Here is a 22,202-nt window from a genome sequence, read left to right as displayed (position 1 = left end):
CAAGCACACAATTCGGTGTGCTTGGAAGGGGCCTTTGTTGTCATGTCTTTTAATCTGCCTGTTCGACATATGCATGATACTTACGATCCAATATCTCTAACTCTGCCTTATGGTCACGTATTTCATTTCTTAACACATGCATGGTTTTCCGAACCGCACTCAGTCCATCCTTCACCTGACGTTCGGCTTTGCGAATTTTGTCCTGAACCATCCAGTCCACGAAGAGGTTATCGAAGAAATAGTCTGCGAATGAAAGCAGACCTCCCAGATGCAGATCCGCGTGTACAGCCATCTCTACATCCTCCAACTCCTTCTGGAAACGTCGTAGACGCTTACCTGCATCCATGATGGCGACCTGAGCGTCATCCATTCGTCCTCGCTTGATATGTGTGGAGATCACTCCACCACCCATCATGTCATATACACCCCAATTACCTGCCGAAGACAAAGCCTTCTCGGCACGTTCAAGAGCATAGAGCAGGTATTCTCCCTCCCGGAAAGCTTCATCCAGTTCCTGAAGCTCACTCGCCAGATGTTCCCGATTCTCAGCCATGTGTTGCAATTCCGCATCCTGGTCCAGCAGACGACCTTCCTTCTTCCCCCACAGCGCGTTGTAGTCGCTCTGCCAGTACTGATACTGCCGCCCGCCCTCCAACTCCTGCTCCACATGAATTCGTTGCTCCTGTACGTCTTGTAACATGCGACAAGCGGTGTCGTATGCAGCCTTGCTCTCCATCAGTTCCAGCTCTTCTTTCTCCAGACACTCTGTTTTCTTGCCTATCAGTTGATAGAAAAATGCCGACAATGTCATACTGTTCAGTCGATCAACGTCCTTCTGCTCCTTCTGGAGATGCTCCAGACGACGTTTCACCTTTGCTTCCCATTCGCTTTCCTCCGTTTGAAGCTTCTCCAGACGTTTGGTCCATTTCTCGTAAATTCTCCCCTTTTCCTTGAGCGCTGCCAACTGTTGATTAATTTCTTTATACATAAGTGTGGTGTTCTCTCCCTTCTATGGAATTCTTTACTTATACAACGTAATGAACATACAGAACGTTTCACATAAAATCGCAAATTCGCAGACAAAAAAATCGCCCTTTTCTCCAATGCGACATAAAGTCACTGTAGAAGAAAGGGCGATGTTTAGTTATAAATCAAGACTTGCTCTGTTCAATCTGCTCTGCAAGTTCATTCAGAACGGTCCAGCGTTCCATCAATTCATCCAGATGACGTTCAGCCTCAACCTGCTCCGCCATCAACTCCTGCAGACGGGCAGAATCACTAAATGACTCTTCCATCTCTTTGTTAATCCGGACAAGATTGGCTTCAGCCTTCTCAATATTTTCATCAATCTGGTCGTATTCACGTTGCTCCTTAAAGCTGAATTTCAACTTCGGTTTAGCCGCTGACACTGCAGGCGTCGTTTTCTCCGATGACTGCTTCACCTTCGCCGCTCCTGTATCACTCTCTTGATTAGCTCCAGGCGCATTTTTCAGCATCCATTCCGCATACTCACTGTAGTCGCCGACGTGCACACGTACAGCACCGTTGCCCTCAAAAGACAGCACTTTATCCACAGTACGATCAAGGAAATAGCGATCATGGGATACGACAAAGACAACACCGGGGAAATCATCCAGGTAGTCTTCCAGTACAGCGAGTGTCTGGATGTCCAGATCATTCGTCGGCTCATCCAGCAGCAATACATTCGGCGCAGCCATCAGCACACGCAGCAGATACAGGCGACGCTTCTCTCCACCAGACAGACGCGAGATTGGCGTCCACTGGGATGCCGGGGTAAACAGGAACCGTTCCAGCATCTGGGATGCTGTAATCAGAGAGCCATCAGCTGTTTTCACATTCTCGGCCACTTCCTTGATGTACTCAATCACACGAAGTGATTCATCCATCTCCTGATGTTCCTGTGTGAAGTAACCCAGATTGACCGTAGGACCAACGTCAACCACACCTGCATCGGGTTCCAGCTTGCCAGATATCATCTGAAGCAACGTGGACTTACCACTACCGTTCGGTCCGACAATCCCTACCCGATCTCCAGGTACGGCAATATAACTCAGATCTTCGATCAGCGTGCGGCCACCGACGGATTTGGAAAGATGCTCGATCTCCAGAATCTTTTTACCCAAACGAGTGGAGCCAACCGATACTTCCAATGAACCCGAGCGCTGGAGTCCTTGTTGATCTTTAAGTTGTTCGAAGCGATCAATTCTCGCTTTTTGTTTCGTCGTCCGAGCCTTGGCACCACGACGAATCCATGCAAGCTCCGTCCGAAGCAAGTTCTTACGCTTCTGTTCCGAAGAAGCTTCCCGTTCTTCGCGCTCCGCCTTAAGTTCCAGGAAACGTGTATAGTTCGCTTCGTATCGGAACAAACGTCCATGATCCAATTCCAGCATGACATTCGCCACACGATCCAGGAAATACCGATCATGCGTAATCATAAGCAGTGCGCCGCGGCGCTTCTGCAAGTACTGCTCCAACCAAACGACCGAATCATTATCAATATGGTTCGTCGGCTCATCCAGAATGAGCAGTTCACAAGGGTGAATCAGCGCAGCAGCGAGTGCTACCCTTTTGCGTTGTCCACCAGACAATGTGCCCATCAGTGCATCGAATTGACGAATACCCAATTTGGACAAAATGCTCTTCGCTTCGCTCTCCATCTGCCAGAGCTGAAGCTGCTCCATTTGCTGATTCAAACGTAATAATCTCTCTTGCAACGCTGGATCGGACGAATTCAGTTCCATTAATTCCATCGTTTCCGTATATTCACGCACGGTTTTCATTTCCATGCTGTCACCTTCGAATACTTGTTGCAGTACCGTATTATCCGGATTGAAATCCGGATTTTGCGCCAGGAACTGAATACGTACGTCATTACCGATCGAGATCTGTCCCGCGTCTGCAGGTTCCATACCAGATATCACACGCAAAAACGTAGATTTACCGGTTCCATTTACACCAACGACACCAATCTTGTCCTGATCAGCCATACCAAATGAAGCATCCTTGAACAATATTTTTTCGCCATAACTTTTTGCAATTTGCTCTACCGTCATTATGTTCATTGCTCGTACCCACTTCTCTGTGAATTAAAATTCAATATTACGTACATCCGCGCACTTACTTTAAACTTGTAAAAAAGAACGGCATCCGTCCAGAAACAATGCTGCTGCAAAAGCAATTCGTTTGTTCAGATGTTCCTCATTAAACTCTGGATTTAACATGATATCCATCTTCAGCCGGTCCAGAATTCCGATATATGCTTCAGCGAGCAATACAGGCTCAGGTACACTTGCACTCTCCAGTACCTCACACACCATACTCATGTATTGATTCATGAATGCCTTCATGAATTTCATCAGATCCGGATCATTATTGGGTGCCATAAAAAAGAGCTTGGTATGATTGCGACGCTCATAATAATACGTAAGGTGGGTCTTGGCTATTGCTCCAAGTTTATCACCTGTGTTCTCATACGAGTTCAAAGCATATTCAAGACGGCTGATAAAACTGTTACAATCCCGCATGGATACTGCGATAAATAATTGTTCCTTGCTTTTGAAATATAAATAAATGGTGCCTTTTGCGATGCCGGCTTCGTCTGCAATATCAGACATTTTGGTCTCATAAAAACCTTTCGAGCCAAAAATACCATAGGCCGCATCCAAAATAGCCTCCGATTTGTCTCCCTGTACAGTGCTCAAAATGTACTCCCCCCTACAACGCCAAAATGTTACCTAAACCAATCGCCACACATCCGCCGATCACCGAGCTAAGCACGTTCACCAGGTCGTTACTCATCCATGCCCAGCCACGAGCCCGAACCGTTGGATGCCCGCAATGTTCATGTACCTCAACTTCACGGCCACACACAGTACAACGATACATCATCTGCACCGTTGCGCCCAGATAGGAATCGGCAAAAGCCCCTGCCAACCCGCCTGCAAGACCGACAAAAGTCCAACTAAACAGACTAAGCCCTTCTATCCCGGCGATCCAGGAAAACAAAAATGCTCCCGCACCAATCAGAGCCCCGCCTACGGCTGCAGCCACGGTTCCGAGAAGTGAGACACCTCCTGAAGCACCAGGCGTAAGTACCTTCCACGTGAGAACAGAGCGCGGCGGCTTGCGACTAAGACTCCCAATTTCGGTTGCCCATGTATCCGATGTAACGGTAGCCATTACACCAATGAAAGCATACACCCATGCCGGATGTGGAAATATCCAGTATCCCAGACATAAAAACATGCCCATCCCACCATTAGCCATCACTTGCCCAGCATCCCGATTTCCTGACTTGGCATAGGATTTCTCCAGCTCCTGCTTCCGATCTTTACGAAACCTGGAGAGCAACGTTGAAGTAATGAAAAACAACAATAACGTGCCAAACCAGAACAGGTTACCCGCTCCGTAATATATCGTTCCCATCATGATGGCTGCCAGGCAGCCAGACAGGGTTAGCGACTTTTTCGCATAGGCAGCACCTGCCACCATAGAAGCGCATACGGCGCCAATAATCCAATCCATAATGTCTCCTGCATGCAGCATATGTACAGCCCGCATGACGTTTATTGTATTTTTGAAATTCAATTATACCACGGTTTGATCCCAATGCCGAAACTCCTTACGCCAGCACACAAAAAACCTGTTTTGGCCTCGTGTAGAAGTGCCAAAACAGGCTATCGATCAAACGTTAAAACAAGACACCTTCCCTCTTCAAGTAACGTCTGGAATTCAATGTTCCTATGTCCTAATTTAGACCCGCTTCGCTCCGCCAATGACCCCATATCGGTAGAGTACTTTGCGACCAAACCAGTTGAACAAACGATCCGTCAGAAATCCCATAAAACCCAGGGAAATCAGTCCGACAAAGATCCAATCTGTTCGGAAAAAGAGTCTGGAGTTCCAGATTAAGTAACCCACTCCCTCATTGGAGGCAATCATCTCAGCACCGATTATGGCCATATACGAGGTTCCCATCGCCAGTCGCACACCTGTGAAGATATACGGGGTTGTCGCCGGAACAATCACATGCAGCAGAATCTGCCGTTCATTGGCTCCCATACTGCGGGCCGACCGGATTTTGTCTTCTTCAACGGAGAGTACACCTGTCAGTGTATTCAATACAACAATGAAGAAGGTTGCATACATAATGAGCGCGATCTTGGATTGCTCACCAATTCCGAACCACACCAGAAATAAGGTAATAAAGGCGATCGGCGGGATAAAACGTATAAAGTTAAGGAACGGTTCCGCGAACAGCCGGATGAGATGAACTTTGCCAATAATCAGCCCTACCGGAATAGCAATGATGCTTCCGAGTACCCACCCCGCCAGTACACGAGTGAAGCTGATTCCGATATACTCCATCAGCGTACCGTCAGCAATAAGTTCGCGTGCTCCCAGGATCGTATGCCACGGACCAGGGATTACGTCAGGCCCATAGATAAGGGCACCAAGCTGCCAGATTAAGATGACCGTTACCCATAGAAGCGGGATAGACACCCATTTTTTCTCCAACCATTTCATCTTGTATATCACCTCAATTATTCTTCAAAGTGGCCTTGAATTCGGTCATACAAAGTGTTGAACTCAGACGAGGCGATGTTCCTCGGGTAAGGTAACGTGTTGTGGTAAATATCCGTTATATTCGAAGATGGACCTACAGACATAATGCCTATGCGCTCACCAAGCAATAACGCCTCCTGAATATCGTGAGTGACAAAGATAACGGTTTTATGTGTTTCTTTCCAAATATTAACCAGTTCTTTCTGCATGGTCCGCCGCGTCATTGCGTCCAGCGCACCGAATGGCTCATCCATCAGCAAGATCGCCGAGTCATTCGCAAGTACCCGGGCCAATTGAACCCGCTGCTTCATGCCACCCGAGAGTTCTTTCGGAAATTTCCCCTCATGAGCACTCAGTCCCACAAGCTGGATGTATCGATCAGAGATCTCACGTCGTTTTGTCTTAGGCACCTTGGACATTCGAAGTCCGAATTCAACATTTTCCCTCACAGTTAACCATGGAAAGAGAGACGAATCCGCCTGCTGGAATACCATTGCCCGATCCCTGCCCGGTCTGTCGATCTCCTTGTTGTCTACCTTGAGCTGTCCACCCGACTTGGAGATAAAACCCGCGATCATGTTCAGCAGCGTTGACTTCCCACACCCACTGGGACCAAGCAGGACAAAGAACTCTCCTCCCTTGATAACCAGATCGACATCCTTAATGATATAATGCACATCCCCATTGGTCGGGGCATGATACGTTTTCCGTAGCTGTTCAATATGAATGGTATGCTGAGTTGCAGGTAAGGACATAACGGACACCTCCCATTTCAATAAGAATTATTTACTATATGTCACTTTATCCGGCAGAGCCTGCTGGAGAGAAGTCAGATCGAGTTTGGTGTTGAGATCAAAATCCTGTTCGATGATTCCGGTGTCCACCATATATTGCTTCTGACCTGCCAAACTATCATAAGCAGCCTGCGTAAATCCAACTTCCCATGGATTGATCGGAAGGTCTTTCAATGTGGCATCTTTAGGCTGTTTGGTCTCTTGATACATCAGATCTGCAACCTCTTCAGGATGCGCTTGAGCATACGTGGATGCTTCATCCAGCGCCGCAAGGAAGTCACTTATCTTTTCAGGGTTTGCCTGGATGAATTCATTACTTGATACCAGTCCCATACCAAGGCGTATAGGCGTCCGAGACATATCCGTCAGCTGATGTACTCCTTCAAGTGCATCGAATTTATCGGTTAACGCGGAACCTATAACCCAAGCGGCATCAAGGTCTCCCTGTTTCAGTGCGATGTAGGCTTCATCAAAAGCCCCCTGACCAATTTGCGTCACATCACTCAGCGCCACCCCCTGATCTTTCAAATATTCATCCCATAGATATGGAATAAATGTACCTCGAATGAAACTTACTTTCTTGCCCTTCAAATCCGCTCCATTCTGAATATCCTCCCTTGCATACAGCTTCCAAGCGGCTGCCGCTTCATCCGTAGTCTGGCCTGCAGAAGCGATGACTGAATATTCCCCTTTAGACAAAGCATTTAATACAGGGAAGTCCGCCCCGTACGCAATATCTACCTGTTTGATAAATAGTGCATTTACACCTTCAGCCGGTGAGCCAAACGTAATACTCTCTGCATCAATGCCCCTGCTTTTAAAAAAACCTTTGGCAATAGCTACCCTGAATGTTGGGTTCGTACTTGTATCTGCGATTCGAATTTTTACATTATCGGTATTCTTGCCGGTAGCGTCTTTTGCTCCAGATCCTGCTACGTTTGAACTGCATCCGGATAATAGGAGTGCCGTAGCCAGAAATAATATCAATATGCCGGTTACTATGGATGGTTTTCTCACAATATACACCCCATTCGATCTAGTCATGATTCTTGACGTTTAACCGCCTGACTTGCCTTCATCCGACGTTGCCACACAGGCTGCACCCTCCACAAATGGAAGAGTTGTCTCTACGCTCACGATGGATGCAGAACCTTTGGGTGCTGCTCCCGGGACCCTGTAGGTAGAGACATCAATAGCTTCGATCGCAACTTCCTGCGGCTTCTCCAACTGTGGAACCCACTGATAAGGAACTCGATACGAGCGATAGACCATATTGGTATTCCGCCCATCGGTGTAAGGAGAAACATACTCCCATACCAGCTCATGCTCCGCTGTCACTTCGAACAATCTGCCATTGGAACCCTCGGTTATTAGGGTGTTGCCGTTAGGTAAACGCTGGGCGGAACTGATATATGGGCTATAAAATTTATAAGAATCCGTCGGAACCGAGAAACCTGCTTCTGCCGAGGTATACTGCCAGACAATCTCCAGCGTGACCGGGTTAATCTCCAGTACACGGGAGTGATCCCGAATCGCATGTTTCAATCCAAATGGAGAAGCCGGATTTGGAAGGCCGTAACCTGCCCAGCCGCCATTGTCGAATACGAGCAAATTCCCTTCACCCGGTAGACCTTGTGGAATGATATGTGCATGATGCTGCCCGATAATTGTGCCGATGTGTTTCGCTTCAGTTGAAGTATAGTCTGGCCCTAATCTCCACACGATCTTTCCACTCTGTCTGTCTGTAATGGCAATAATATTGGCCTCTCTGGCATCCCAGATAATATTGTCGGGGTGGAACCGTTCGTCTCCCTCTTCATAGAAACGGTTGGGTCCGACATAAGAGGCAGAATTAATATGTAACCAGTCACCAACGCCACCACCCAGATGACCGAAAGAACGTGTATTTGGATCACGGAACAGGACATTTCGAGCAGCTTCATCAAAACCTAATTCTTCAAAGTGTTCGTTAGGCAGCCACTCCCAGAGTACCTTCCCCTCCCAATCCACTTCGATAATGGCATCATCAAGCAATGGCTTATCTGAAATTTGCGGGTTACTCACATTTTTGTGAGCCAGAATAAGTGTTTTACCACTCTTCGTCTTTGGCGCAAGGCCAGGTGCATAATAACCTACCGGATTCCCCTCACGCTGATAATCATGATGCTGGCGGGCATACCATAATGGCTCATACCCCGGATCTTCGATGTGTTCGTAGCTATTGTATTTCCATACAATGTTGCCGTCCCAATCCACTTGGACCAGATCGACATTATCCTGAATACCGAACTTCGGATCTCTCCGACCCGTGCTGCCCAGCACGTAGCCGCCAGGTAATATTTTGGCCGGAAAACCTAACAATCCTTTCCACAGGTGAACCTCCTTGCCATTCATATCGATCAATACTACGCCTTCTTCACCTGCCTGATAAACGGTATAACCGCCCCAAGCCTTATCCGGATTGTATAACGTCGCTCCAGTTGGATATATTGTTGAGTGTCCCATTGATCATCTCTCCCTAGAATGTTTGTGGTATATCAAATGTCGTTACATTGACCCAACCTCAATAACTGAGATAGTTCCTCTTCCCGGTATTGTCCCGCTGCTTCTGCTCAAGGTCACTTGTGGAGGACCGATTATGTTCTTGTATCCCGTTGCTCTCCGCCAATTCCAGCACCGTGTCCGAGAATCCCTCCAGATTCGCTACTACCCGCTCGTAGAATTGACTTTGCTGCTCCAGTTCCTCACTCGTAAAACCCTCAAACAGAAGCGTGATACATCGGGCACCGATGTTGCTGTTTCTCGCATACATCTCCCGCCCGCTGGATGTGATGTCCAGTAAAACCGTCCGGCGATCGTCTTCCTTTCGTCTGCGGATGGTGAGTCCCTTTTTTTCCAACTTATCGGTTAGAGCAGTAATGGCACCGGATGTAAAGTCCAACTGTTCTGCCAGATCTCCAAGCCGCTGTTCTCCCTCACGAATGATTTTGTGCAGGATAAGCATGCCTGGCAGGCTGATACCTTCTACAGAGATGCGATCCCGCTCTTTGACAAATCGTCTGACCATTTTGCGAAATAACCAATCCGTCCGCTCCAACGCTTCCCAGTCTCTATCACTCATTTCATAACCTCCTTGATCTTTTGAAGCTTCAATAAAGATACGAAAAAAGGCCCCCGAGGACATTCCTTAGAGGAGTAGTCCCGGGAGCCTTTGGTGGTCCAATCAGCTCAATGCAGTTTTCAGTTCAAATTAGTTCACTGTTCATTTAATGAGTATTAAAATAATTGAGATTATCATATAACCAACTAACCCAACCTGTCAAGTGCGAATTGTATTAGTGATCTTTTCTTGTTGCGGTCGTTCTCCGCTAGGTTGAAATTACTTATCCTGTTTTAAGTTTCACTTCAGGTTTCCCGTTTACACTATTCTCAGATCGAAACATCTACAACTACATCAACGACAAGCTACGATTCAGTTCGTACTCAACTACAGAAATGAGGATTATCCATATGAATATGAAAAGAGTCATTATTATAGGCACAATGATTGTCACCATGTCCTTTGCCGGAACAGCATGGGGCCAATCCGCCATCTCTCCCATACCTACTGCTAAATGGTCCATCGTTGACTTGGACACTCGTGAGGGAAGCAGTGATGAGCTGCTCGACGCTCTGAATCAGGCTTCAGAAGCGGATCTGTATCAGGAACTGTACAGCGGCAAATCACTGAGGACAATTACGGAAGAAAATAACGGGAATTTGGATGAGGTCATTGCTATACAAGTAAGACAGCTCAGAGAGCAGTTGGATGAACGGCTCGCAAATGGAAGTATCAGCTCGGAGCAACATGCTGCACAACAAGCTGAACTGGAAGAGTTGGTCACACAGAGCGCAAATACAGCATACAGCTTGGCGTAAATTAGTAGCGTATCCGTACGATGAAGGTATAAACATATATCCACGATAGCACGACAAAAAGGAGCGTATACACGCCCCTTTCTTGTAACCTATTCATTTCAAGCAGGTATGATGTGTAATCCTTATTGCACTGCCCCAATCGTGCAGGCACCCAAGGATTCGCCGTCCCATGCCAGTTCGAGCACATCTCCTGCTTGTGTTGGTCCAACACCTTCCGGTGTTCCTGTAAAAATGACATCGCCCGGCCCCAAGCCGTAATGATGACCTACATAATCCACAATATCCTGTAAACTAAAGATCATGTTACGAATATTACCACGCTGGACTTCCTCACCATTTTTGGTCAATGTAAAGTCTTTCTCCAGTAATGCTGCCGCACCCGCGAATGCCTGAAATGCAGTAACCGGAGCGGAATTTCTGAACCCTTTGGCCGCTGTCCACGGGTGGCCTTTTTTCTTAATCACGGTCTGTACGTCACGTAACGTAAAATCAATACCAAATGCATACGCCTCCACCAGCTCATCTACCGCCATACCTGGCTCATAACTCCGGCCGATTTGCACGACCAATTCAGCTTCATAGTGAACTTCACCCTTGGTAGCAGGCAATCCAAGGGTTTCACCATTCAAGGGCACGACTGCATGGGAGGGTTTCATAAAGATCATTGGCTCATCCGGAACCGCGTTACCCAATTCTTCCGCATGAAGTTTATAATTGCGTCCTACACAGTATACATTGCGAATGTTAGTCAACATGGGTATATTACCACCTTTATCGGATTCATTAGTGCATATAGTAAAGTTAAGGTCTGAAAAATCGGCTGCTCGTCTCCTGAAATGCCAGCTCCCATACGTCAGGACGGTTCGTACATAACATGAGTTCTGGATCAACCGCCGCCAGTTTCTTCATAATGGTCTTGTCATCCACTGTCCAAGCCATCACCCGAATGCCTGCACTCCGCATCTCGTTCATTAAGGATTTGTCTACATTGGTGTATCCAATCGAGAGGAATGTACAATTCATCTGCCGCAGGGCGGTTAACAGATCGCCTGGTCGTGCATCGATAATCAGCCCTGTCTGGATCTCCGGTGCAAGTTTCTTCACTTCGATCAGAGCGGCTGGTTCAAATGAGGTGATCACAACATCATTTTGCATATGTCTTTTTCTCACTTCATGTATAACAGCCGCAGGCAGACCCGGGTACATGTCTCCCTGCGTTTTCAGTTCAATGTTCAAACGCACTCTGCCGCACGAGCGATCTAACAATTCACTTAGCGCCGGAATCCGTTCTCCTTTGTAAGACTTGTTTTTCCATGCTCCGGCATCCAGACGTTGCAGATCAGCCCAATCAGTTTCCCGAACCAGACCCTTGCCATTCGTCGTGCGATCCACTGTAAAATCATGAATGACCACTGGTACACCATCACGCGACAACTGCACATCCAGCTCCATCCACTGAACTTCAGGCCGCTCCATGGCCATCAGGAATGCAGCCATCGTATTCTCTGGTGCAATAGAAGAAAATCCACGGTGTGCTACACAAAGGTTGTTCATTCGATTCCCTCCTCAAAAAGGTTTTTAATTAGGCGAAGCGACTCCATTCCCATCATATCGAATACCCGGGGAGAGCTTTGCCATCTGTTCCAACAGCAGTTTGTTCGCCTCATCAATCATTGGAATGGCCTGACCTAACCCGGCCTCATAAGGGATAACTTTCATGCTGCAAGCTGCATCTTGACTACAGCGAGCCTGAAATACCGCCGTTTTCCAAGTCTCTTCGGTTGTTGATCTGGAGAAAATGAAATTTCCCGTACTGTATGCAATCCACTTCCCCTTATAGTACTCCAACCCTTGTAACACATGAGGATGACCACCTATGACCAGATCAGCGCCAGCATCTACAAACTCATGAGCCAATCGGGTCTGGTCACTATTCGGAGTACTTACACGTTCTTCTCCCCAATGTGCAACCACGATCACCAGATCTGCCTTCTTACGGGCCTCCTGGATCGCTTTGACTGCTCCTGTGGAATCATAGGCTTCAGCCACGCCAGCCCGATTGCCTTCCGCCTTCCAACTCGTTTCCGGTACAACTCGGGAGAACCCAAGCAATGCAATCTTCATGCCTTTGCGTTCCAGATATGCTGGTGCATAGGCCTCATCCCTGTTCATACCTGCCCCGGTGTGAGCTATGCCATATTCCTTGAGATAAGTTAACGTATCCACCAAGCCCTCTACGCCCTGATCCAGAATATGATTGTTAGCCAAATTCACAGCATCAAAACCGGCTGAAGCCATTGCCGCCAATGCTTTGGGCGATGATTTGTAGACATAGGTTTTATCAGCTGCACTGGTACCACCATGAGTTATTGGTGTCTCCAGATTACCGATGGTAAGATCATCATCCTTGAATACTCTGCCGAGTTTGGCAAAGGGATAATCATAACCGTTTTTATCCAGCAGTTCAGCAACTTTGCCCGAAAATTGAATATCACCAACAAAGTTAATCGTGACATCCTTCGCTGAATTGGAAGGTTTCGACGTCCCTGATTGCTGATCCACACCTGCATTTCCCTTGGTGCCGGACGGTGTCGAATCTGCTGTAGGTTTTTTCGTTCCGGATTCTGCACTCTCACTATTGGTATTGCCTGAAGTGTCAGGTGTCGCTACTCCAGATGTCTTATCTGCATCCGCTGTTGTCTCTTCATCCGTAGCTTCGGGTTCTTCTTCCGAAGTCTCATCGGATTCCGAGTCTGGAGAAGTTACTTGATCGCCGCCTTTGGCATCGTCTCCAATGGAAGGCTGATCCTGATCGACGATTTCTTGTTTAACCGGCTGGTCTGCCTGTTGCTGACGTGTATTAATGACATAAAAAATGCCCACCAGACCAATTGCAATGATCAATACAATATTAACTGTCCAGATGATTGTGATTGTATTGCGGGTGCGTTTACTACCTTTTTTCTTCTTTACACTTCGCTCTGATCTTGGGGGATACATAAGCAACTCCTCTTCTTCTTCACAGCCATACATACCATTATATCAGGCATATTCTGGATTTCCATCATTCCTTGGAACTGTATCGATTGAAAGGGTATGAACTCAGTTAGCTTCCAGATCTTCACATAAAAAAAGCCATCTCTCCAGTAGATAATTCTACGTTTGAGACAGCTCTCTTGCTGTACTTAATCTGCTGCAAGCTCTTGTGTAGCCTGAACAGACATTTCCTTCGCTTGTCTGATGCAATCAGGCAAACCTACGCCCTCATAACCTGCACCTGCAATGTACACACCCGGTAATTTGCTGCCAAGCTCCTCACGGAGGGCGGCAATATGTTGGAGGTGTCCCACCGGATACTGTGGCATGGATTTACGTAGCCTTGTAATCTCGGAGAAGATCGGCACCGCTTCGATACCCATGGTCTCTCTCAGATCCTTGAGAACGAGATTCGTCAGCGCTTCATCCGGAAGCTCTACGTTCTGTTCGTCACCGGAGCGACCAACATAACAGCGAAGCAGCACCTTATCATCCGGGCTCGTATGCAGCCATTTCGTCGATGTCCACGTGCAAGCAGTAATATTACGGCCCTCTTTCCGCGGAACGAGGAAACCCGATCCGTCGAATACATGCTCCACCTCTTTTTTCTCAAAAGCGAGCACCACATTGGCTACAGACACATAGTTAATCGCATCCAGTGCCGCTGTATCGACGTGAGGCTTCAGCAGCTCCGACGCAACATATGTTGGCACAGTAACCACTACATCATCGGCTTCAAGCATTTCGCCATTACCAAGTTCAACACGGTATCTGGTCTGCGCTCCATCAAGGCGTTGTAGCGACTTCACCGCAGTGTTCAGACGTTGATCCACATCCTGCAACTCATGGACGAGTGCATGAACAAGGCTCTGAAGTCCCTGGCGAAAGTTCAAAAAAGCACTCCGTTTTGTTCCGGTATGCGTCTCAGCCGGTTTGCGACCCGTCATCATGCCCCGGATCAAGCTGCCGTAATCGCGCTCTACTTCTCCGAACTGCGGGAAGGTAGCCTGGAGGCTCAATCGCCGCATATCACCTGCATAGATTCCCGCGAGCAGTGGTTCCGTCAAGTTCTCCAGCACTTCTGCTCCAAGACGGCGTTCAATCATATAACCGAGCGATTCATCCTCTGTTGTACGACGCGGCGGGATGACAAAATCCATCAACGCCCGCAGTTTGCCTGCCGGAGAGACCAGTCCACTTCTCAAGAATGGTCTTAGTTCTGTCGGGATACCGAGCACAAGTCCTGCTGGCATAGGATGAAGCTTGCCACGCTGCATGATATACGTTTTCTTCGACTCCGGATTCTGACTGACCAATTCATGATCAATCTCCAATTCTTTAGCAAGGTCAATCATTGCTGTTTTGCGAGCCAGGAAAGAATCGGGCCCTTTTTCAATCACAAATCCATCCCGGTGCAGTGTCTCAATCATGCCTCCCATGGACGAGCTTTTCTCGACCAAAGTAATCACGGGTTCAATGCCCGCTTCCCGGTAATGCTTGCGGATATAAAATGCCGCGCTGAGGCCGGTAAGGCCACCGCCGACAACAACAACACGGCGTTTCTTATCACCCATTACTCATCCGACCCTTGCTGCCATTGGCTTATAATAACGTCGCTTAACGTCTCCATGTATAGAGGATCGCTATTGAGAGAGTCAATACGCATCAGGCGCATGTCGATCTCTTTGGCAATCGATTTGGCCTCAATATCAAGATCATAGAGCACTTCGAGATGATCCGAGACAAACCCGATTGGTGCAACAAGCACATCCTCTACCTGTTCACGCGAAAGCTCCTGTAACGTATCCAGAATATCCGGTCCAAGCCAAGGCTCAGCTGTTCGTCCGGCACTTTGCCACGTAAATTGCCAATTGGTTATGCCTACACGTGATGCAATCACTTCCGAAGTCTCCAGCAATTGTTGCGGGTATGGATCACCCATCTCCACAATACGCGCCGGCAGACTGTGCGCACTAAACAACACCTTCACATCTCCGCGTTTTGCTCCAGCTTCTTCGAACGCATCCAACTTGGCACTGACACGTGTGGACAACGCCTGAATTAACTTTGGATGCAGATGATAACTCTCAATAAAGGACATATGAACGCCCAGCTCTTCTGCTTTTTCACGCGCACGTTTGATATAACTGCCTACACTCATCGTGGAAAAATGAGGAGCCAGTACAATACCAATCGCTGTCTGAATTCCATCCTTCGCCATCTGCTCCACGCCATCCTCAATAAACGGATAGGCATGCTTCAGTCCTTGATAACAACGGAATTCCACATCAGTGCCACGCTCATCGCGGTTTAATGTCTCTTGAAGGGCCTTGACCTGATTGTCTGTGTTCTCCCGAAGTGGGAAAACACCGCCAACAATGGCTTCATAACGATCCGTCAGTTCTTTCAATTGCTCTGGTTCAGGCGGACGTCCTCTGCGGATATGTGTGTAATACGCTTCAACACTCTCCATATTTTCCGGTGTGCCATACGACATCACCAGTACACCTACAGTATTAGTCATTGGTTACCGTCACCCCAGTCTTCATTGCTTCGGCAGAATATTCATGAATATACGCCGTTAGTTCTCTGAGCTTTTCTAGCGATGCTTCAGGAAATAATCCGTGTCCGAGGTTGAATATATAACCCGGCTCCTTGATTCCTTCGTCAATAATCACTTTGGCTTGCTCTTTAATCAGTTCCATCGGGGCAGTCAGCAAATATGGGTCCAGGTTACCCTGTACTGCAAATTTGCCGCCAAGACGTTGACGCCCTTCCGAAATGGATACTCTCCAGTCCAGTCCAATCACATCGGCTTGCAAATTATGCAGTGCTGGCAACAACTCACCGGATGCAACACCAGGGAAATAAATCTTCGGTACATTCAAATCCGATAATTCGGTAAAGATACGGGTAATCGTAGGCAACACATATGTTCTGAAGTCTTTGGGAGAAAGTGCTCCAACCCAGCTGTCAAACAACTGGAATGCCTTACCGCCATTCGCAATATGCGCACGGACATATGTAATAACCATATCACCAAGCTTCTGCATCAGCTTGTGCCACACCTCAGGCTCGCTGTACATCATCGTTTTGGTGCGGATATAACCTTTCGAAGGTCGTCCTTCAATCAGATAACTCGCAATCGTGAATGGTGCGCCCGCAAACGTAATAAGAGGCACATCAAGCTCCTTATCCAGAATTCGAATGGTTTCCAGAATATGTGACAGATCTCCTTCTACGTCGATGGGACGCAGCCGATCCACATCTGCAGCGGACCGAATAGGATTATCGATAACTGGACCAATATTTTTTACAATGTCAAAATCAATGCCCAGAGAGGCAACCGGATTCATAATATCGGAATACAAAATAGCCGCATCTACACCAAGTTTGCGTACCGGCATGAGTGTAACTTCAGCCGCCAGCTCGGGTTGTTTGCAGATTTCTAGCAAGGAGTACTTTTCTTTAATTTTGCGATATTCAGGATCGTAACGTCCAGCTTGACGCATGTACCATACCGGGACACGGTCTACCTGTTGTTTAAAACTTGCCCGAATCAGTCGATCATTATAGCTCATGTAAGAAGCCTCCAATAGTTTTTGGACTCATAATTACCATTATGCCCTTTTTAAACAGCCGTAACAACCACATGCAGATGCGTTCTACGTGACAATACTATGACATTCCTTACACCCATCCCTCATATGCCAATTATGTTATAATGAAAGAATGGTGTTTTTTTGAGAATTACAGAAATATCTTTGAAAGGAAGTGAAAGCACTTTGAAAACGTGGAAAGTAAACCTCATTGTGCTTTGGTTCGGACAATTTTTGGTCAATTCGGGCATGACCATGATTACCCCATTTTTGTCTCTTTATCTCGCAAGAGATCTGGGTGTTGTTGGCGAACATGAAATTGGCATATGGGCGGGATTTATTTTTGCAGCCAATTTCCTCACCTCATTTTTGTTCCAACCGCTCTGGGGCAAGTTATCAGACAAGTATGGCCGAAAAGTAATGCTGCTGCGTTCGGGATTCGGGATGGCCATCGTAATTGCCCTTATGGGTCTGGCACAGAATCCTTGGCAGCTTCTCTTATTGCGTTTGCTTAACGGTACCATCTCCGGTTTCAACCCTGCAGCTGTTGCGCTGATATCGGGTACCACACCGAAAGACCGCATGGGTTTCGCCATGGGAATCAGTCAGTCCGGGCAGGTTGCCGGCACCATCCTGGGTCCACTCATTGGTGGCTTGTTAGCGGATGCGGTAGGCTTCCGCCCCATTTTCTACATTACAGGTGGACTGATCTTTGTTGCTTCCATGCTCGCCATGTTCCTGGTGAGAGAGAAGTTTGACCGTCAAGAAGCAGCCAAACTACCGGCACAATCCGTATTATCCGGTCTGAAGGAATTGAACAAGTCACCTCAACTGCCCGCACTGTTTGCTGTGACGTTTCTGTTGCAGTTTGCGATGATTAGCCCCATGTCACTCTTGCCGCTGTATGTGCAAAAATTGCATGCTTCGGATGTAAATGTGGCCTTCTGGGCAGGACTTGTCGGTGCAGTTACGGGACTATCCAATATGGCGATGTCTCCGATTCTCGGGAAGCTGAGTGACCGGATTGGTCCTCACAAGGTGCTGACGTTCTCTCTCATAGGAACAGGACTCATGCTTATTCCGCAGGCATTTGTTCAGACCGTGTGGCAGCTCATTCTTGTTCGTTTCATGATGGGTGTGTTCATGGGTGGCTTGCTTCCGAGCGTTAATGCCCTAATCCGTTCCTATACATCCGATAGCATGATCAGCCGTGCATTCAGTTTTAATACGAGTACTCTGGCGCTGGGCAACATGCTTGGAGCGATCATTGGAGGATTTATGGCAGGATTCATCGGGATCGAAGGTCTGTTTATCGTCTCTGGCGGACTGCTGCTACTTAATATGGTTTGGGTCCGATTCAAATTGTATAACAAACCTGCTTCTATTCGGGAATCCTGATTCCCTATCCATTTCTTAAATAGTCCATCTTAATTTTTCATTTGAAAAAGCCGCTTCCAGCGCCTAATTGGCCTGAGAGCGGCTTTTGTCATTCATGCGCCATTCATCATTTATTTATTAGATTGAATTCTATCGGATAATGTTTCACACCAAATACAAAAGCACTTTGTATCGGTTGCAGAGCCGTTCCTGGCACAAGCTGAATGTTTCCCATGTGCTGAAGCAATGTATGAAGAACTACCCTTGCCTCCAATCGAGCGAGTGGTGCACCCAAACAAAAATGAATGCCAAAACCAAAGCCCATATGCCTGTTCGGCTTGCGATCAGAGATGAAATCTTCCGGGTTTTCAAATTGGGCACTGTCCCGATTGGCTGCTCCAACCCAGGAAATCACCTGCTCTCCAGCTTGAATCGTCTGACCATTCAACTCTACAGTTTCCTTGGCGACCCGCCCAATCGCCACAATTGGCGGATAATATCTCAACGTCTCTTCAATCGCAGAAGTAATCCGCTCAGGATGTTCGCGCAACTCCTGTTGTAGCTCGGGTTGTTCAGACAGAATACGAACCGCATTGGTAATCAGGTTGGTTGTTGTTTCATTACCGGCAGCAAGTAAGAGAATACAGAAGCCTACCACTTCATCTGAAGTCAATTGCTGACCATCAATCTCCGCAGCAAGCAGTAATGAGATCAGATCATCTTTTGGCTGCAACCGACGTTCTTCCATAATGCCAGTGAAATAGATATGCAACTCCTGCATATTTCTTTTTTTCTCCTCCAATAACTCCTGGAAGGCCTGCTCACTATCATCACGCGCGCCTTTCACCAATACATCAGACCAGTCTTTGAACTTTTGACGATCCGTCGCAGGGACTCCGATCAATTCCGCAATGACAATGACGGGCAATGGTGTTGCAAGGTCATCGATAAGTTCCATATGTCCTTCTGACAGGTGTGGAGCAATTAACTCATCTGTGATTTCCTGAATACGCGGAGCCAATGCTTCAATTGCCTTGGGTGTAAACGCCTGGTTCACCAGATCACGCAGCTGTTTGTGTTTGGGAGGGTCTGTCGTCAACATGCTCGTATTGGCACGATCACGTGCAGAAGAGAATAGTTTCGGATTTTTCAGAACATACTTCACATCTTCATAACCAAAAACATCCCAACATTCTCGATGCTCATCATAGCGGACTGGAGTGTTATCACGAAGTTCTGCATACACCTTGAAGGGAGATAACCTCTCTTCCAAAGTCTCCAGTTCCCGAATCGGAATGTAATTTGCATACTTTCTCGGTGCCTGTTTCATCGTTTCTCCTCCAATCAATATTATATATTTATTTACATATGGTGATCACCCCTATTATAAACATAACTCTATTACGAAACCACTCTTTAGACCGTAATTGATCCCCATTACCTAATATGCGTTACTATCATCCTCTCATTCTGTTACCTACTTCTGATATGAGTCCCAATTCGACATTCTTTTATTGAAATTCTTCATTTTATCAGGACAAAAGACTCATTATGTAATGTTAACTAACATTAAAAGGGTTTATTTTCCTTCAAAATTACTAAAACCAGCTCTTATATATCTCTAGCAAAATGAATATTCTTTCGTAATTCCTCATAAATAATCACTTTACTCTCATTATCTACGAATGTAACCGATTACCCTACCATTATCTACGTTTGTCATATTAATTAACATGAAATACAATAAATTTGAAATGGTATACATATTCTTCTTAACAAACTTAACATCACACTTACTTGAAGGAGAGTGCTATTCATGAGTAAAACATCCAATCTTCGTCCCTGGGCCGTATGGAGTACCGCAGCTTTAACAGCATTGACCATCTCGTTGTCCCCCATTGGAACCTACGCCGCGCACGCAGCTACGGTAGAGGTGAAAGGCACAACAGGTGCTGTTCAGACAGCAACTACTACTCCGGCTCGCAATACTTCCATTCCTGCAATACCAGACTCTTCCAAACAATCTGCACTTCCTAATGTATTGGTGATTGGAACTGGCGGAACGATTGCCGGTCAATCCGAGGATGCCACCAGCTTCCAGAATTACAAGGCAGGTACACTTCCCATTGGAGAGATGGTAGACGCCTTACCGGATAAACAGAAGATTGCCGATGTTAGCACACTCCAATTCGGAAACTCAGGTTCAGGTTCCTATAGCATGACCGACCTCTATGACTTGTCGCAGACGGTAGACAAAGCTCTAGCAACGTATGACAGTGTTGTCGTTACCACGGGTACAGATACAATGGAAGAAATCGCTTATTTCCTCGATATGACTGTTCAGAGTGACAAACCTGTCGTGATCACAGGCTCCATGCGTCCATGGACCGTCATCGGTTCTGACGCTCAAGCCAATCTGTACAACGCCATCAAACTTGCAGGCAGTGGTCGTACCACTTCATTTGGCACAGTACTCATGTTGAATGACACAATCCAGCTTGCTCGCGGTGTAACCAAGACAAATGATTATCGGACAGATACGTTTGAAACGCCGATGCTCGGCGCTGTAGGATATATTGATGAAGAAAATATCCGAATCTACCGTGCTCCTGCACGTGCCTTGAAACCTGAAGGCACAGCAAAGCCCGTATTTGATCTAAGTAAAATCACAAAGGCAGATCTGGCCAAAGTAGAAATTGCGATCTCGTATCAAGAAGCTGGCGGCGGAGCCATTGAAGGATTCGTGAGCAGCGGTGCCAAAGGAATTGTGACTTCCGGTACCGGAGCTGGCGGTATCTCCAGAGCTATGGGACAAGCTCGTACCAAAGCCATTGAAGAAGGTGTCATCTTTGTGACCACCACTCGAACGGGTTCAGGAAGTGTATATGGCGGTGGCAAAGGTATCATTGCAGGCGACAACCTGAGTCCACAACAAGCTCGTGTATTATTGATGCTGGGCCTGTCCTTCAGTGATGATTTTGACACCATCAAAAAATGGTTTGAAACGTACGGAACACCTGAAGTATAAATAGAACTACTATAACGATATCTGTAAACACAAAGAAAGAGACGATACTCCCTGTGATTCAAGGTGTGTCGTCTCTTCTTTGTGTGTTTTTAGAAAACTCCGTACAGCATCACGATCCACCTCACAAACACAAAAGCGTGAGATCGTGCTCCATCGGAGTTTTATCTTTAGGAAATTTTCCCTTTCACTTCACCCAGGCAAGTACCAGCCCATCGTAATCCGGCAACATGGTCGTCACCAGGCGCGGGTCACTTGCCATCTGTTCATTGAAACGACGAACAGCAAGCACGGCCGGGCCCTGCTTGTCCGGATTCAGCGTACGACCACGCAGGAAACAGTTATCACCAACAATAACAGCACCTGGCCGAGCCAGCTTGATGGCATAATCGAGATATACCGGATAATTCTCCTTATCTGCATCAATAAAGAAAAAATCAAATGTGCGACCTTCCTGCTCCAATTGCTCCAGGCTGTCTGCCGCCGGGCCAATGCGGTACTCTACCGTTTCGCCAAAACCGCCTTCTTCCAGATGACCACGCGCCATTGCCGCATATTCCTCTTTCAGCTCCAGAGACGTCAGGGTTCCACTCTCACGCAATCCGCGTGCAATGCAGATCCCACTGTAACCGCCCAGCACGCCGATTTCGAGCGCAGCTTCTGCTTTGGATGTCTTCGCTAGAAACGTGAGCAATCGTCCATATGCCGCCGCAACCGAAACTTCCGGCATACCGTTCGAACGGATGGCCTCTTTCACTTTCAGCAAAAGCTCATCCTCTTGAAATAATTGATTTACATATTCATCAGGGGTCAGATTCACCACTAAAATCCTCCTTGGACACTTGGACTGCTTTCCATATGGATGCC

At 47.2% G+C, this 22,202-nt stretch carries 20 protein-coding genes; 3 read left to right on the top strand and 17 right to left on the bottom strand.

Annotated elements, in window-relative coordinates:
* Window positions 1-49 precede the first annotated feature (49 nt).
* The 9 genes from MHH25_RS10400 to MHH25_RS10360 form a co-directional block, all read right to left on the bottom strand.
* The gene (locus tag MHH25_RS10400; RefSeq protein WP_340019943.1) at window positions 50-988 is read right to left on the bottom strand and encodes a hypothetical protein; all 939 of its coding nucleotides are present in this window, start codon (window positions 986-988) and stop codon (window positions 50-52) included.
* Window positions 989-1,151: 163 nt separating this feature from the next.
* Complete coding sequence (locus MHH25_RS10395) at window positions 1,152-3,083, bottom strand: ABC-F family ATP-binding cassette domain-containing protein (RefSeq protein WP_076318416.1); 1,932 nt, start codon at window positions 3,081-3,083, stop codon at window positions 1,152-1,154.
* Window positions 3,084-3,143: 60 nt separating this feature from the next.
* On the bottom strand, window positions 3,144-3,722 hold the full coding sequence (locus MHH25_RS10390) for a TetR/AcrR family transcriptional regulator (protein WP_340019942.1): 579 nt from the start codon (window positions 3,720-3,722) through the stop codon (window positions 3,144-3,146).
* Window positions 3,723-3,735: 13 nt separating this feature from the next.
* Window positions 3,736-4,545, bottom strand: coding sequence for a DUF92 domain-containing protein (locus MHH25_RS10385; RefSeq protein ID WP_036609682.1), 810 nt, complete (start codon window positions 4,543-4,545; stop codon window positions 3,736-3,738).
* A gap of 228 nt (window positions 4,546-4,773) precedes the next feature.
* The gene (locus MHH25_RS10380) at window positions 4,774-5,547 is read right to left on the bottom strand and encodes an ABC transporter permease (protein ID WP_127543957.1); all 774 of its coding nucleotides are present in this window, start codon (window positions 5,545-5,547) and stop codon (window positions 4,774-4,776) included.
* Between the two features lie 17 nt (window positions 5,548-5,564).
* On the bottom strand, window positions 5,565-6,341 hold the full coding sequence (locus MHH25_RS10375; protein ID WP_076318414.1) for an ABC transporter ATP-binding protein: 777 nt from the start codon (window positions 6,339-6,341) through the stop codon (window positions 5,565-5,567).
* A gap of 27 nt (window positions 6,342-6,368) precedes the next feature.
* Window positions 6,369-7,397 (bottom strand): ABC transporter substrate-binding protein, encoded by a 1,029-nt coding sequence (locus tag MHH25_RS10370; RefSeq protein ID WP_340019941.1) that lies wholly within the window; start codon window positions 7,395-7,397, stop codon window positions 6,369-6,371.
* Window positions 7,398-7,436: 39 nt separating this feature from the next.
* Window positions 7,437-8,885 (bottom strand): aryl-sulfate sulfotransferase, encoded by a 1,449-nt coding sequence (locus MHH25_RS10365; RefSeq protein ID WP_047842371.1) that lies wholly within the window; start codon window positions 8,883-8,885, stop codon window positions 7,437-7,439.
* A 58-nt stretch (window positions 8,886-8,943) separates the two neighbouring features.
* Complete coding sequence (locus tag MHH25_RS10360) at window positions 8,944-9,501, bottom strand: MarR family transcriptional regulator (protein ID WP_076249912.1); 558 nt, start codon at window positions 9,499-9,501, stop codon at window positions 8,944-8,946.
* Between the two features lie 389 nt (window positions 9,502-9,890).
* Here MHH25_RS10360 and MHH25_RS10355 point away from each other — a divergent pair, with 389 nt between their 5' ends.
* The gene (locus MHH25_RS10355) at window positions 9,891-10,298 is read left to right on the top strand and encodes a hypothetical protein (RefSeq protein ID WP_074094439.1); all 408 of its coding nucleotides are present in this window, start codon (window positions 9,891-9,893) and stop codon (window positions 10,296-10,298) included.
* Window positions 10,299-10,420: 122 nt separating this feature from the next.
* On the opposite strand, the gene MHH25_RS10350 is transcribed toward MHH25_RS10355, so the two are convergent.
* The 6 genes from MHH25_RS10350 to hemE all read right to left on the bottom strand — a co-directional run bounded on the left by MHH25_RS10350 (window position 10,421) and on the right by hemE (window position 16,915).
* On the bottom strand, window positions 10,421-11,053 hold the full coding sequence (locus MHH25_RS10350; RefSeq protein WP_340019940.1) for a fumarylacetoacetate hydrolase family protein: 633 nt from the start codon (window positions 11,051-11,053) through the stop codon (window positions 10,421-10,423).
* Between the two features lie 46 nt (window positions 11,054-11,099).
* Window positions 11,100-11,852, bottom strand: coding sequence for a glycerophosphodiester phosphodiesterase family protein (locus MHH25_RS10345; RefSeq protein ID WP_047842367.1), 753 nt, complete (start codon window positions 11,850-11,852; stop codon window positions 11,100-11,102).
* A gap of 24 nt (window positions 11,853-11,876) precedes the next feature.
* Window positions 11,877-13,298: a CapA family protein gene (locus tag MHH25_RS10340; protein WP_340019939.1), complete on the bottom strand. Its 1,422-nt coding sequence runs from the start codon at window positions 13,296-13,298 to the stop codon at window positions 11,877-11,879.
* 185 nt (window positions 13,299-13,483) lie between these two features.
* Window positions 13,484-14,908, bottom strand: a complete 1,425-nt coding sequence (gene hemY, locus MHH25_RS10335; RefSeq protein ID WP_253507252.1) for a protoporphyrinogen oxidase — start codon at window positions 14,906-14,908, stop codon at window positions 13,484-13,486.
* Window positions 14,908-15,858 (bottom strand): ferrochelatase, encoded by a 951-nt coding sequence (hemH, locus tag MHH25_RS10330; protein ID WP_036609705.1) that lies wholly within the window; start codon window positions 15,856-15,858, stop codon window positions 14,908-14,910. The genes hemY and hemH overlap by 1 nt, the downstream gene beginning before the upstream one ends.
* On the bottom strand, window positions 15,851-16,915 hold the full coding sequence (gene hemE / locus MHH25_RS10325; protein WP_074094433.1) for a uroporphyrinogen decarboxylase: 1,065 nt from the start codon (window positions 16,913-16,915) through the stop codon (window positions 15,851-15,853). Before hemE ends, hemH begins: the two co-directional genes overlap by 8 nt.
* A 204-nt stretch (window positions 16,916-17,119) precedes the next feature.
* Between hemE and MHH25_RS10320 the strand changes: the two genes are divergently transcribed.
* On the top strand, window positions 17,120-18,331 hold the full coding sequence (locus MHH25_RS10320) for an MFS transporter (RefSeq protein ID WP_036670103.1): 1,212 nt from the start codon (window positions 17,120-17,122) through the stop codon (window positions 18,329-18,331).
* A gap of 106 nt (window positions 18,332-18,437) precedes the next feature.
* On the opposite strand, the gene MHH25_RS10315 is transcribed toward MHH25_RS10320, so the two are convergent.
* The gene (locus MHH25_RS10315) at window positions 18,438-19,640 is read right to left on the bottom strand and encodes a cytochrome P450 (RefSeq protein WP_340019938.1); all 1,203 of its coding nucleotides are present in this window, start codon (window positions 19,638-19,640) and stop codon (window positions 18,438-18,440) included.
* A 486-nt stretch (window positions 19,641-20,126) separates the two neighbouring features.
* Between MHH25_RS10315 and MHH25_RS10310 the strand changes: the two genes are divergently transcribed.
* Window positions 20,127-21,338, top strand: a complete 1,212-nt coding sequence (locus MHH25_RS10310; protein ID WP_047842361.1) for an asparaginase — start codon at window positions 20,127-20,129, stop codon at window positions 21,336-21,338.
* Between the two features lie 184 nt (window positions 21,339-21,522).
* Here MHH25_RS10310 and MHH25_RS10305 read toward each other — a convergent pair whose 3' ends face one another.
* Window positions 21,523-22,155, bottom strand: coding sequence for an O-methyltransferase (locus MHH25_RS10305; RefSeq protein ID WP_340019937.1), 633 nt, complete (start codon window positions 22,153-22,155; stop codon window positions 21,523-21,525).
* Window positions 22,156-22,202: the final 47 nt, after the last annotated feature.

The sequence above is a fragment of the Paenibacillus sp. FSL H3-0457 genome (assembly GCF_037981725.1).
Lineage (GTDB): Bacteria > Bacillota > Bacilli > Paenibacillales > Paenibacillaceae > Paenibacillus > Paenibacillus amylolyticus.
The sequence above is the reverse complement of the archived record's forward strand: the minus strand, read 5'-3'. Positions and strand labels throughout refer to the sequence as shown.